We start from the raw sequence: 13,043 nt of genomic DNA on the forward strand, positions 1-13,043 counted from the left end.
AAATGTATTTATGACAAAGTTAAGTGTTAATATCAATAAGATCGCAACCTTAAGAAATTCACGTGGTGGTGATGTGCCTAATGTGGTTCAATTTGCTAAAGATGCGCAGCGTTTTGGTGCCGAAGGAATCACGATACACCCAAGACCCGATGAAAGACATATTCGTTATCAAGATGCTCGTGATTTAAAACCGGAAGTGTATACCGAATATAATATTGAAGGGAATCCAGTAGAGTCTTTCCTAAAACTGGTGATGGAAGTTAAACCAACTCAGGTGACATTAGTGCCAGATGCTGAAGATGCGATTACTAGTAACGCGGGTTGGGATACCATTAAGCATAAAGATTTTTTAGTTGATGTAGTTAAGGAGTTTAAAAATAACGGTATTCGAACCTCTATTTTTGTTGATCCTGTGTTAGCACAAATTGAAGGTGCGAAATTAACAGGTGCCGATCGTATTGAATTATACACCGAAGCTTTTGCGCATCAATATGGATTAGGAAACAAAGCGGCGATTCAATCTTATGTAGAAAGTGCACAATTAGCCAGTGAATTGGGTTTAGGTCTAAATGCTGGGCACGATTTGTCATTAGAAAATATTAAGTTTTTTAAAGATGAAATTCCAGGCTTGTTGGAAGTTTCAATCGGTCACGCTTTAATTACTGAAAGTTTGTACTTAGGTGTTGAAAATGTGATTCAAATGTATTTGAACAAGCTAAAGTAAGGTGTGCGTTTCGTCATGCCAAACTTGATTCTGCATCTCATTAGTTTTGACGGGATACAAATAAATTATATAACGAAATTGAAATTGTTTTTCGCTTTCGCGGAAATAAAGACATAAAAAATGATATTACATTCAACTATTTCAGGCGAAGGAAAGCCATTTGTGATTTTACACGGATTTTTAGGCATGAGCGACAACTGGAAAACCTTAGGGATGCAGTTTAGCGAAGCCGGATATGAAGTGCATTTAGTAGATCAGCGTAATCACGGACGCAGTTTTCACGACGATGCTTTTAGTTACGAAGTGCTCGCTGAAGATTTAAAGGCCTATTGCTCACATCATAATTTGGAAGATATTGTGTTGCTTGGGCATTCTATGGGTGGAAAAACGGCTATGTTATTTTCAACCCTTTATCCAGAATTGGTTTCTAAGCTGATAGTTGCTGATATTTCACCAAGATTTTACCCAGTGCATCACGATGCGATATTAAATGGTTTAAACGCTATTGATTTCGATGAAGTTAAAAGCCGTGGTCAAGTGGATAAAATTTTAAGTGAATATGTATCAGATTTAGGTACGCGCCAGTTTTTGCTTAAAAACCTGTATTGGGTTGAAAAAGGACAACTTGGTTTACGTATTAATATTGAGGTGCTTCAAAATGAAGTAGCCGAAGTGGGAGAAGCATTGCCAAGTTATGCTACCTTTAATGGCGACACCTTATTTTTACGAGGCGACCGTTCAGAATATATAGGTGTTGGCGATGAAAGCATTATTAAAACACATTTTCCAGCCGCTCGTATAGAAACCATTTCTAATGCAGGGCACTGGTTGCATGCCGAAAATCCAAAAGATTTTTACGCTGCTGTGATGGCTTTTGTGTAAATTACAGTCATAAAAATTTAAAAATTATGAAATTACTATTAAACTTACTTCTTACAGCGCTTGGCGTATTTGTTTTGGCTAATGTATTATCAGGTGTCCACGTAGATGGTTATATGACGGCACTTATTGTAGCCGTAATTTTAGGGCTGCTTAATATTTTTATCAAACCGATATTAGTGATATTTACGCTCCCTATAACCGTTTTAACTCTGGGTTTATTCTTGTTGGTTATTAATGCTTTTATTATTTTAATTGCAGGTAATCTTATTAGTGGTTTTTCGGTAGATGGTATATGGACAGCCATTCTGTTTAGTATTCTATTGTCTATTCTAGAATCCATCCTGCATTCACTTCTTAAAGACGATTAAATCGGCCTAAAAATCAAGCGATTAAAAACTTTGCATAGGATGTAAAAATGTATTATTTTTGCATCCCAATTTTGGTGGCTCAAAAGGTAGTTTTTGGAGTAGCTGTTAAAATGGATTTCCCAATCAAGTAGGGATTTATATTTTTTAGGTTTGTGAAAAGAAACCTTATTGTTAAATGCCTGATTTAAGGCTTTATATCATTTAAAATGAATATTACAAGAGAAAACGTTGATGCATTAAATGCTGTTGTTAAAGTGGATATCGCTAAGGAAGATTATAGCGATAAAGTAGAGAAAATCTTAACAGATTACCGTAAAACAGCTAACATTCCTGGTTTTAGAAAAGGTCATGTACCAATGGGAATGGTGAAAAAACAATACGGAAAAGCTGTTTTAGTTGATGAGGTAAACAAATTATTACAAGACGCTTTAAATAAATATTTAACTGAAGAGAAGTTAGATGTTCTTGGTCAACCATTACCTAAAGCTCAAGACGGTATTGATTGGGATGCAGATAGTTTTTCATTCGAATTTGAATTAGGTCTTGCGCCAGAATTTGATGTAGAGTTAAAAAGCAAAAAAGCCATCACGCAATATAATATCGTTGCTGATGATAAAATGATTGATGAGCAAATTGAGCGTATTCAAAAGCAATACGGGAAATTAGTACCTCAAGATGCTGTTGAAAAAGACAGTGAAATCACTGGTGCATTTACTAACGAAGAGAAAGAAATAGATAACACCGTAACTTTAACTTTAGATAAGTTTAAAGGAAAATCTACTGCAAAACAATTTGTAGGGGCTAAAGTTGGTGATGTGATTACTTTAAAGACAAAGGGACTTTATGATGATGATCACGAATTAATGCATGCTTTAAAATTAAGTCATGATGATATTCACGGTTTAGATATTGAAGTAAACTTTACGATTACAGAAATTAACGAACGTGAGTTAGCCGATTTAGATCAAGAGTTATTTGATAAACTTTTTGGTGAAGGTGAAGTGAAATCAGTTTCAGAATTAAAAGCTAAAATCAAAGAAGACGCTGAAAAACAATTTGTGCAACAAGCAGATCAAAAATTGTTAAACGACGTTACTGAGTATTTAGTAGAAAACACAAAATTCGATTTACCAGCTGAGTTTTTAACAAAGTGGATGCAAACTGCAGGTGAAAAAGAAATTGATGCTGATCAAGCTAAAGAAGAATACGAGAAATCTGAAAAAGGTTTACGTTACCAATTAATTGAAGGGAAGTTGATTACAGATAATGACGTTCAAGTAACTATGGACGATATTAAGAATCACGCTAAAGAAATGATCAAAGGGCAAATGGCTCAATTTGGTCAAATGAATCCTTCAGATAAAGAGTTAGATGATATCGCTGCTCGTGTTTTAGGAAACCAAGACGAAGCGCGTCGTATTTCAGAACAATTAGTAAGTCAAAAATTATTATCAGTTTATAAAGAAAAAGCAAACCTTAAGGTAAAAGAATTAACCTATGAAAAGTTTGTTAAAGAAGTATATGGTGATAAATAATTAAAAAAATAAATGCTTATCTTTAATCGCTTAAACCGGAAGGTTTAAGCGATTTTGTATTTATACAGAAGCATTTTTTAAAGACTCTCGATGTATAATTCTGTGAGTCAATGTGATATAAAATAATAAGAAGGAAAATTATGGATTACGCAAAAGAATTTGAAAAATTCGCGATAAAAGATCAAGGGATTAGCAGTACATACTATAACAAAATCATGAGTAGTATGTATCCTCAAGGCTTAACTCCTAATATTATTGAGGAACGCCAAATGAATATTGCTGTTTTTGATGTGTTCTCGCGTTTAATGATGGATAGAATTATCTTTTTAGGAACCGGGATTAACGATCAAGTGGCTAATATTGTACAAGCGCAATTGTTGTTTTTAGAAAGTACAGATGCTAATAAAGACATTCAAATATATATTAACTCACCAGGAGGAAGCGTATATGCTGGATTGGGTATTTACGATACCATGCAGTTTATCAAGCCTGATGTGGCGACGATTTGTACAGGTATGGCGGCTTCTATGGGGGCTGTTTTATTATGTGCTGGTGCTGAAGGGAAGCGTAGTGGCTTAACACACTCTCGTGTGATGATTCATCAACCCTTAGGTGGTGCTCAAGGTCAAGCTAGTGATATTGAAATTACGGCTAGAGAGATCTTAACCTTAAAGGAAGAACTTTATAAAATTATTAGTAAGCATTCAGGGCAAGATTACGACAAAGTATACCAAGACAGTGATCGTGATTACTGGATGAAGGCTGATAAAGCCAAAGAATACGGGATGATTGACGAAATTTTGACCCGTAATTAATAAAAATTATTGTAATTTTAAAGAATTGTTATAGAGGGATTTATGATAATTTGTCTCTTAAAAAAGTAGATTAATGGCGAAAGAAGAATTAGAATGCTCATTTTGTGGTAGAAAGAAGCCTGAAACAAATTTGTTGATAGCAGGACTTGATGCGCATATCTGTGATCGATGTATCGAGCAAGCTCATGGTATTGTTTTAGAAGAATCGAAACAAAGTGATAGTAGTGATTTATCTGAAGAATTAAAATTAAGAAAGCCACAACAAATCAAGGCTTTCTTAGATGAATATATTATTGGGCAGGATGTGACTAAAAAAGTCATGTCTGTAGCTGTTTACAATCATTATAAAAGGCTTTTACAGCCGGTTACTAAGGATGATATTGAAATCCAAAAAAGTAACATAATGATGGTAGGTCAAACCGGTACGGGTAAAACCTTAATGGCGAAGACCATTGCAAAAATGTTAAACGTGCCATTGGCTATTGTTGATGCCACGGTATTAACTGAAGCTGGTTATGTTGGTGAAGATGTTGAAAGTATCTTGACCCGCTTATTACAGGCTGCCGATTACAATTTAGAAAAGGCTGAAAAGGGTATCGTATTCATTGATGAAATCGATAAAATTGCAAGAAAAAGTGATAACCCATCTATAACACGTGATGTTTCAGGTGAAGGGGTACAACAAGCGCTTTTAAAACTTTTAGAAGGTACTGTTGTTAATGTGCCACCAAAAGGCGGAAGAAAGCATCCTGATCAAAAGTTTATTGAAGTCAACACTGAAAATATTTTATTTATCGCTGGTGGTGCCTTTGATGGTATTGATCGTGTGATTTCTAAGCGTTTAAATATGCAAGCTGTAGGTTATAGTGCCTCAATGTCTGATGATGTTGTTGATCAAGATCACTTATTGCAGTATATTATTCCAAAGGATTTAAAAGACTTTGGTTTAATTCCAGAGATTATTGGGCGTTTACCTGTTTTAACGTACATGGATCCTCTAGATGCCGAAACATTACGAGCGATTTTAACACAACCAAAAAATGCCATTATTAAACAATACAAGAAATTGTTTACTATGGATGAGATTGAGTTTTTAATCACGGATGGTGCTCTAGACTTTATCGTTGGTAAAGCCATAGAATATAAATTAGGCGCTCGTGGTTTACGTTCACTTTGTGAAGAGATCTTAACCGATGCCATGTTCGAGTTGCCTAGTAGCGATGAAAAAAAGTTAAATGTGACTAAGGCTTACGCCGAAGAGAAATTAACTAAAACAACTTTAAAGAAGCTTAAAGCGGTTTCTTAAGTTGCTTCAAATAGAGTAATACTATATAGTATTAACTAAAAAAACCACACAGTTTTGTGTGGTTTTTTAGTTTTTATAAATGGGTTTTCAATTGCGCCAATATAATTGTTAATCTACAATTAAAAATTCAATTCGTCTGTTGGTGTGGTGCTCTTCTTCAGAGCAATTCGATTTACAGTCAATTAAAGGTTTTGTTTCACCAAAGCCTTCAGATTGTAGGCGCTCTGCCGTGATACCATGTTCCACTAGATATTTCATCGTAGATGCAGCACGTCGTTTAGATAAGGTTAAATTGTAGCTAGCACTACCTCTATTATCGGTGTGTCCCTGAATGTCTAACTTCATATCTGGGTTGTTGTTTAAAATCGTAACCACCTTGTTTAAAGTCAAAAATGATTCTTCTTTAATATTCCATTTGTCGAAATCAAAGTATATGTTTTCTAGTACAATTTTTTGATCTACAATAACCGGTACGGTTGGCTGCAGTTCAATGTCTATTATATATTTAAACTTGTCTTCCGTATGATCAGCAGTAAAAGCTAATGAGTTCGTTATAAAGCCTTCTTTAGTTGTTGTTATGCTGTATTCTTCAAAAGGAGCTACGTTTACAGGGAATTTAAAAGCGCCTAATTCGTTAGTTGTTGTTCTAGAAATTTCTTGACCATCATCATCAAACAGTATTAATTCAGCGTTTGGTAATTTGATTTTAGAATCTACATCGCTAACGGTTCCTCGTAATGATTGTAAGACAGGATGGTTAGTTACAATATATACATCATAGCTTCCTATGCCTCCTGGCTTATTAGAAGAGACATATCCTCTTCTTTTTGTCGCTAAAAAGAAGGCAATATCATCTTGTTTTGTGTTTATTGTGTTTCCTAAGTTTCTCGCTTGTTTTGTACCGCTATTGGAAAGCTTGCTTCTAAACAAGTCGTAACCTCCTATATTGTTATGACCTTTAGATGCAAAAAACAAATATTTATCATCTAAAGAAAGTGCTGGGTATTTTTCGTCTTTAGTGGTGTTCACCATGCTTCCTAAGTTTTTTGGAGTGCCTAAAGTACCGTCAGAATTGATGTCAGAAACATAGATGTCAAATCCGCCTTGGCTGTTTGGGTAATTAGCTGAAAAATAAAGCTTGTTACCTGCATGATTTACAAATGGTGTTTCAACCGATACGTTGTCTTGATTTACACTTAAAAGTGTTTCGTTAATCCAGTTTCCGTTTGAACCTGCTTCTAAATCTGATTTATAAAGTTTAAACTCTAATGAGTTTTCATGTGAACTACGGGTATAGTAAACGGTAGTTTCGCTTTTTGAAAAAGTGATTTGATCTTCACTAAAATGTGTATTCAGGATTCTTGAATACGAGAGCGGTCTTGAGATGAATCCGTCTTCTGGATTGACATCTAAACAGTACAAATCTTTAAAGGACTCACCAGTTTTAGGGTCAATTTTGGATAAACCGCCTACTTTTTTTGAAGAGACCATAATGAATTTTTCCTTAAAGAAGCCCGAGCCAATTTCGGAAAATTCGGTGTTTTCAAAAGTAGGAGCGATTTTAAAATTAAAGCCATTATTTCCAATAGCGTTGGAAGGTGTTTGGGTTTGAGTAGAATTATTCGTTGCGCCATCTTGACTAAAAGTTAAGTTGGCCATAAGAAAAATCAGAAAACAAAGTTTCGTTTTCATATTGAAAGGGGTCAAGTTAATCGTTGGTTTATTGTAAAGATAATGTAGTAAGCCGTGAAAATAATACGGCTTAGATTAAAGGTAAGATAATTCGTTATAAGTTGTTTTTTAGATGTATTTGCTTACATTCTTAGGTATTTATAGTCAGTAATTCATCTATATATTCTCTTGTGTTAGAAAGTCTAGGGATTTTATGCTGTCCACCTAACTTATTATTTTGTTTTAGCCAGTCGTAAAAGAGGTTTTTTCTTGCACAATGTATAGTAGGTTTGTTCAGCGTGATGTTGTTATAACGCTTGGCTTCATAATCGGTATTGAGCGCTTTTAGGGCGTTGTCAAAAAGCGTGTTAAAATTTTCCATGTCCTTAGGTGCCGTTTTAAATTCGATTAGCCATTCATGAGCGCCCTTTTCTTTGCCTTGCATGAAAATTGGGGCTGCTGTGTACTCAACAATTTCTGAGTTTGTTTGTTGGCAAACCGATTTTAAAGCGTTTTCTGCATTTTCAATAATGAGTTCTTCACCAAATACATTGATATGATGTTTGGTACGCCCAGAGACTCTAATACGGTACGGGTTAAAAGATGTAAACCGAACAGTGTCACCTATTTTATAACGCCATAAGCCGGCGTTTGTGGTTATAATAACTGCATAGTTTTGATGCAACTCAACTTCGCTTAGGGGAATGGCTTTTTCTTCTGAAGTGGCATAGATATTCATGGGGATAAACTCATAGAATATACCGTAATCGAGCATGAGTAGGAGGTCATTGGAATCATTCTGATCTTGAATGGCAAAGAAACCTTCCGATGCATTATAAATTTCGTAGTATTTAAAATTGTTTTTAGGCAGGATATTTTTGTATTGATCGGCATAAGGCGTAAAACTAACGCCACCATGAAAATAGACTTCTAAATTCGGCCAGACCTCATGTAAATCTTTTTTTCCAGTAGTTTCTAAAACATTATTTAAAAGCACCAGCATCCAAGAAGGGACTCCAGCTAGGCTGGTCACGTTTTCGTTTCTAGTTTCATCAACAATAGCTTGCATTTTATACTCCCAGTCGCTCATAAGCGAAACCTTGTTGCTAGGTGTACTGCTAAATTCGGCCCAAAAAGGCATGTTGTCAATAAGAATGGCCGATAAATCGCCGTAAGCAGTACCGTTTTCCTTATATAATTGTTTGCTTCCGCCTAAGCGCAAGCTCTTTCCTGTAAATAATTGGGCGTTTTCATTGTTGTTTAAATACATGCACAACAAATCTTTACTGGCCGCATAATGACAATCTTCTAAAGATTCTTCACTCACTGGTATAAATTTACTTCTGGCCCGTGTGGTGCCACTAGATTTAGCAAACCATTTAATTGGTGTTGGCCAAAAAATATTGCCTTCGCCTTGTCTGGAGCGTTCAATAACATTCTGCCAGCCGTCATAATTTTTTATAGGAACGCGTTCGGTAAAAGTTTTGTAGTTTTTTATACTATCGAAATCGTGTTCTTTACCAAATTCGGTGTCTTTTGCAAATTGAATCAAGCTTAATAGCAATTCGTTTTGTACCTCATTGGGGTATTTTAAAAACAATTCAATTTGATGAAATCGCTTTTTTAAAAACCAAGATGCAATGGAATTAACTATGGGTATTGACATAATTTATTTTATCTTTAATTTTTTAAAAATAAGACTTTTTTTTATGACCTACCAAGGTGTTTTGACAAAAATGGAAACGGAATTTTCAAGTCCGATTCAATATTATTTGGTGTTTGAAAATGACTTTTTAAATATGAATCAATTGCTGGATAAAACCCTGATAATTCAATTTGTTAAATACCAATGTTTAAACTGTGGGATGGACAAACCTATTTACAGACAAGGGTTTTGCAAGTCTTGTTTTTTTGAGATACCACAGGCGGCTGATTGGATCATGCATCCGGAATTAAGCACCGCACATTTAGGTCAGGAAGATCGCGATTTAGAATACGAAAAAGCGGTGCAACTGAAGCCGCATATTGTTTACCTGGCGAATTCCAGTAATGTCAAGGTAGGGGTGACTAGAAAAACTCAGGTGCCAACACGATGGATAGACCAGGGGGCACATGAAGCTATTGAAATCGTTGAGGTACCTAATCGTTATTTGGCTGGAATTACCGAGGTGGCTTTAAAAGCGCATGTGGCCGATAAAACCAACTGGCGTAAGATGCTTAAAAATGATATTGACGATGAAAATTTGGTAGAATGGCGTGAGCGTTTATCCGATTATATTCCTGCTGAAGCGAAAGATTATTTTATTCAGAATAACACAGAAACACATTTAGATTTTCCGGTGAATCAATACCCTGAAAAACCTAAGAGTTTAAATATTAAGAAAGATCTTGAGTATACGGGGAAACTCGTAGGCATTAAAGGCCAGTATCTCATTTTTGAAGACGACACCGTTTTTAATGTGCGAGCCAATGAAGGTTTGGTTGTGAATATTGCGATAGACTAATAATTAAAAAACCCATTTATGATAGCATAAATGGGTTTTAATATAAATTTTAGAGTGAAGTCTATATTTCTTCTTGATCTCTTAAACCTTGAATATAAGCTGCTTTTTGAACTTGACGACGTCTTTTTACAGATGGTTTTGTGAAAAACTGTCCGTCTCTTAAGTTTTGCATTACTTTAATATTTCTGTGTTTTCTTTTGTAGCGTTTTAAGGCACGCTCTATGTTTTCGCCGTCTTTTACAATGATTTTTAACATGACTCGTATTTAATAAATTATAATTATAATATTTAGGTTTTACCCTAAATAAGTTCTTAGTACTCTACTTTTTGAGGCGTGACGTAATCTACGTATACCGCGCTCTTTTATTTGTCTTACGCGCTCTCTTGTAATTCCAAAAGCATCGCCAATTTCTTCGAGGCTCTTAGGTTGTTTTACACTAATACCATAATAGTGTCTAATCACTTGAGCTTCTTTGTCTGAAAGGGTTTCTAAAGCACGGTTAACTTCAGCGTTTAATGATTCTTTAATTAAATCTGAATCTGGTGATTGGCCTTCATTAGATTTAACGACATCATATAAACTAAACGTTTCGCCTTCCTTCAACGGCGCATCCATAGATACGTGTCTTCCAGAAACTTTCATAGATTGCTTAACATCACTAATTGAAAGGTCTAATGTTGAAGCAATCTCTTGAGCGCTAGGCGCCCTTTCATGGGTTTGTTCTAAAAATGAATAAGCTTTATTAATTTTATTTATAGAACCAATTTTGTTCAAAGGTAATCTAACTATTCGAGATTGTTGTGCTAAAGCTTGAAGAATTGCTTGACGAATCCACCAAACGGCATAAGAGATGAATTTAAAACCTCTAGTTTCGTCAAAGCGTTTCGCTGCTTTTACTAGGCCAGCGTTGCCTTCGTTGATTAAATCAGGCAAAGTTAAGCCTTGATTTTGATATTGTTTTGAGACTGAAACTACAAAACGCAAATTAGCCGTTGTGAGTGTATCTAGAGCTTTTTGGTCGCCATTTTTAATCCTTTGTGCTAATTCAACCTCTTCTTCAGCGGTGATTAAGGGGATTTTACTAATGTCTTGAAGGTATTTGTCTAAAGATTTGGACTCGCGATTGGTAACTTGTTTTGTGATTTTTAACTGCCTCATGAAGATGTTTTAAGATTATGTCGAACCTTTAATATAGCGTTTTTGTAGCGAAAAACCTAATAAATCCGATTATCGTACTGAAAAACCCTTCAAAATGAATAAAAACGTCTATTTTATTCATTTTGAAGGGTTTTTTATGTGATTTCAAGCTGTTTAAATAGCCTGCAATTTCATTGTAAATAAGCTTACTCCTTTTTCTTTCCGCCTAAGAAACCATCTAGCACATTTTTAATCACCTTTTTAGAGTCGTTTGCTTTGTTTGAAGTGCTATCATCTGTGGCTGTATTTTCTTTTGAACCCACAATGCCGTTTAAGACATCTTGAACATGATTGCTCTGGTCTTGTTTTAAGGAGTCTGATTTTGTTTTGTTTCCTCCAATAACATCGCCAATAAGGTTGTTAATTTCGTCTTTCCCTTGATTGAGTAATTTCTCTTTCTGAATTTCTAAAAGCTGATTGCTCAGGTCTTTTGCGGCACTGGTTAAATCGGTTTTTACACTAGGGCTCGTATAACTTCCTGTGATATTGGCTGTAACAGGAATCGACATGTTATCTACTTTTGGGTCGTCAATTTTTCCGATTAAGCGGTTAATGTCGCTGCCTAAATATTTTGCAGGCACGCTAAACACAGCGCTGTAATCAATGCTTTTATCAAAACCATGGGCGCCAGTCACCGTAATATCAATGTCTTTATACTTTAAATCGAAAGGAGCAACACTCACTTTGCCATTAGTAAATTCTAATTTAGTTTTTAGATCATTGAGGTTGATGTCTTCAAAATTCATAAAGTCTACCGAGTTGTCAAGCTTGCTTATAATTCCGTTTTCGTCATTATTTATGCTTGTCGCTAATAATTCGGCCAAGGCTTCACCGGTAAGACTATTTAACTTAGGAGTAAAATCATTATTTAAATCTCCAGCCATGGCAATATTCGTATTCAGTTTTCCTTTAAATATTTGTGCAATAGGCGCTAAACTTCGAAGTAATTCTAAATCTTTAAATGATTGCGCAATATCAAAATTATTCGCGTCAATGGCCATGTTAAAACTAGTTGTTTCTGATTTTGTCGATACATTACCAGAAAGACCAAGCTTGCCATTAAAGATACTAGAACTTACATTTTGAAGGGTAACTTGTTCATCTTTTATGATTAAAGTACCGGTAACATCTTCTAAATTTAAATTGTCATAAACCACCATGTTGGCTTTGGCGTTTATGGTGCAATCTAAAAACGCCGGAATTTTTATAGCTTCAGTTGGAGTTGTAGTTTTAGTAGATGTTTCGGTGTCTTGTTCAGATTCAGACATAAAATCATTCACCTTAAAAAGGTAGGAATTCAAATCAAAATTACCTTTTAAGGTTTGATCGCTAAATACAAAACCTAATAGATTGTTTATTGTTCCGGTAGCGTTTAAATCGGTTTCACCTGTTTTAGCTTTAAGCGTATTTAGAGATACGGTTCCTGGATTAAAAGTTAAATTTGCTTGTGAAATCTGTATTGGTTTCACAAAATCTTCTGATGTCATTTCAAAACCAGATAAATTTACCGAACCACTACTTTTTATACGTTCGTAAGCATTAGATTCTATGGCTTCCATATCGAAAGCTGTATTAACCTTAGCTTTTAAAATACCACTCAGCTTCTGGTCTAACTCCACAGGGTACACTTGGCTGATTTTGGCTAAGTTTAAAACCCCATCGATATCAGTATCCACGAGCATATTTCCGGTAAGATTTTTTAAGTGTGCTGAAGCTTTAAAAACATCTTGGTCAATTTGAAAATCAAGGGTGTTGATGTCAACATAAGTATCATCTGCATTTCCAGTGGTGTTTTTAATAATGGTGTTAATGCTAATATGCTCCACCGCCTTTGGTAAATCTGGGTATTTAAATGACGCGTCATTAGAAGTGATGCTTACATTAAAAGTAGGAATAGTAGTTTCGGTAAGTTGCCCTTTAACCATGCCTTTTACTATAAAATCACCTGTAGTTTCTACGTTTTCAATACTTTTAGAATAGGTTTCAGGAATAAGCGCTAAGAAATTTTTAAAATCAGATTCCGGATTTTCAAAGGTGATG

12 protein-coding genes are annotated in these 13,043 nt (G+C 35.0%); 7 read left to right on the forward strand and 5 right to left on the reverse strand.

The window, feature by feature from the left end; genetic code table 11:
* Positions 1-10 precede the first annotated feature (10 nt).
* The 6 genes from F6U93_RS02655 to clpX all read left to right on the forward strand — a co-directional run bounded on the left by F6U93_RS02655 (position 11) and on the right by clpX (position 5,630).
* Positions 11-724, forward strand: a complete 714-nt coding sequence (locus F6U93_RS02655; RefSeq protein ID WP_150936560.1) for a pyridoxine 5'-phosphate synthase — start codon at positions 11-13, stop codon at positions 722-724.
* 120 nt (positions 725-844) lie between these two features.
* On the forward strand, positions 845-1,606 hold the full coding sequence (locus tag F6U93_RS02660) for an alpha/beta fold hydrolase (RefSeq protein ID WP_150936562.1): 762 nt from the start codon (positions 845-847) through the stop codon (positions 1,604-1,606).
* A gap of 26 nt (positions 1,607-1,632) precedes the next feature.
* A complete protein-coding gene (locus F6U93_RS02665; RefSeq protein ID WP_150936564.1) occupies positions 1,633-1,974 on the forward strand; it encodes a phage holin family protein in 342 nt (113 codons plus the stop codon).
* A gap of 206 nt (positions 1,975-2,180) precedes the next feature.
* A complete protein-coding gene (gene tig, locus F6U93_RS02670) occupies positions 2,181-3,509 on the forward strand; it encodes a trigger factor (protein ID WP_150936566.1) in 1,329 nt (442 codons plus the stop codon).
* 140 nt (positions 3,510-3,649) lie between these two features.
* Positions 3,650-4,324 (forward strand): ATP-dependent Clp endopeptidase proteolytic subunit ClpP, encoded by a 675-nt coding sequence (gene clpP, locus F6U93_RS02675; RefSeq protein ID WP_150936568.1) that lies wholly within the window; start codon positions 3,650-3,652, stop codon positions 4,322-4,324.
* A 73-nt stretch (positions 4,325-4,397) separates the two neighbouring features.
* Positions 4,398-5,630, forward strand: coding sequence for an ATP-dependent Clp protease ATP-binding subunit ClpX (gene clpX / locus F6U93_RS02680; protein WP_150936570.1), 1,233 nt, complete (start codon positions 4,398-4,400; stop codon positions 5,628-5,630).
* A gap of 108 nt (positions 5,631-5,738) precedes the next feature.
* Here clpX and F6U93_RS02685 read toward each other — a convergent pair whose 3' ends face one another.
* Both F6U93_RS02685 and F6U93_RS02690 read right to left on the reverse strand, forming a co-directional pair.
* Positions 5,739-7,322: an OmpA family protein gene (locus F6U93_RS02685; protein WP_150936572.1), complete on the reverse strand. Its 1,584-nt coding sequence runs from the start codon at positions 7,320-7,322 to the stop codon at positions 5,739-5,741.
* 130 nt (positions 7,323-7,452) lie between these two features.
* The gene (locus tag F6U93_RS02690) at positions 7,453-8,967 is read right to left on the reverse strand and encodes a GH3 auxin-responsive promoter family protein (RefSeq protein WP_150936574.1); all 1,515 of its coding nucleotides are present in this window, start codon (positions 8,965-8,967) and stop codon (positions 7,453-7,455) included.
* 43 nt (positions 8,968-9,010) lie between these two features.
* Between F6U93_RS02690 and F6U93_RS02695 the strand changes: the two genes are divergently transcribed.
* Positions 9,011-9,805, forward strand: a complete 795-nt coding sequence (locus F6U93_RS02695) for a DUF2797 domain-containing protein (RefSeq protein ID WP_150936576.1) — start codon at positions 9,011-9,013, stop codon at positions 9,803-9,805.
* A 61-nt stretch (positions 9,806-9,866) separates the two neighbouring features.
* Here F6U93_RS02695 and rpsU read toward each other — a convergent pair whose 3' ends face one another.
* The 3 genes from rpsU to F6U93_RS02710 form a co-directional block, all read right to left on the reverse strand.
* On the reverse strand, positions 9,867-10,061 hold the full coding sequence (gene rpsU / locus F6U93_RS02700) for a 30S ribosomal protein S21 (protein WP_150936578.1): 195 nt from the start codon (positions 10,059-10,061) through the stop codon (positions 9,867-9,869).
* Positions 10,062-10,100: 39 nt separating this feature from the next.
* Positions 10,101-10,964, reverse strand: a complete 864-nt coding sequence (locus F6U93_RS02705; protein WP_150936580.1) for a sigma-70 family RNA polymerase sigma factor — start codon at positions 10,962-10,964, stop codon at positions 10,101-10,103.
* A gap of 185 nt (positions 10,965-11,149) precedes the next feature.
* The gene (locus F6U93_RS02710) at positions 11,150-12,928 is read right to left on the reverse strand and encodes an AsmA family protein (protein ID WP_225312517.1); all 1,779 of its coding nucleotides are present in this window, start codon (positions 12,926-12,928) and stop codon (positions 11,150-11,152) included.
* Positions 12,929-13,043 lie beyond the last annotated feature (115 nt).

The sequence above is a fragment of the Pseudotamlana haliotis genome (assembly GCF_008806375.1).
Lineage (GTDB): Bacteria > Bacteroidota > Bacteroidia > Flavobacteriales > Flavobacteriaceae > Pseudotamlana > Pseudotamlana haliotis.

Coding starts and splice junctions, on each gene's coding strand:
- F6U93_RS02655 (WP_150936560.1), top strand. CDS start 11: ATGACAAAGTTAAGTGTTAATATCAATAAGATCGCAACCTTAAGAAAT.
- F6U93_RS02660 (WP_150936562.1), top strand. CDS start 845: ATGATATTACATTCAACTATTTCAGGCGAAGGAAAGCCATTTGTGATT.
- F6U93_RS02665 (WP_150936564.1), top strand. CDS start 1,633: ATGAAATTACTATTAAACTTACTTCTTACAGCGCTTGGCGTATTTGTT.
- tig (WP_150936566.1), top strand. CDS start 2,181: ATGAATATTACAAGAGAAAACGTTGATGCATTAAATGCTGTTGTTAAA.
- clpP (WP_150936568.1), top strand. CDS start 3,650: ATGGATTACGCAAAAGAATTTGAAAAATTCGCGATAAAAGATCAAGGG.
- clpX (WP_150936570.1), top strand. CDS start 4,398: ATGGCGAAAGAAGAATTAGAATGCTCATTTTGTGGTAGAAAGAAGCCT.
- F6U93_RS02685 (WP_150936572.1), bottom strand. CDS start 7,322: ATGAAAACGAAACTTTGTTTTCTGATTTTTCTTATGGCCAACTTAACT.
- F6U93_RS02690 (WP_150936574.1), bottom strand. CDS start 8,967: ATGTCAATACCCATAGTTAATTCCATTGCATCTTGGTTTTTAAAAAAG.
- F6U93_RS02695 (WP_150936576.1), top strand. CDS start 9,011: ATGACCTACCAAGGTGTTTTGACAAAAATGGAAACGGAATTTTCAAGT.
- rpsU (WP_150936578.1), bottom strand. CDS start 10,061: ATGTTAAAAATCATTGTAAAAGACGGCGAAAACATAGAGCGTGCCTTA.
- F6U93_RS02705 (WP_150936580.1), bottom strand. CDS start 10,964: ATGAGGCAGTTAAAAATCACAAAACAAGTTACCAATCGCGAGTCCAAA.
- F6U93_RS02710 (WP_225312517.1), bottom strand. CDS start 12,928: ATGGTTAAAGGGCAACTTACCGAAACTACTATTCCTACTTTTAATGTA.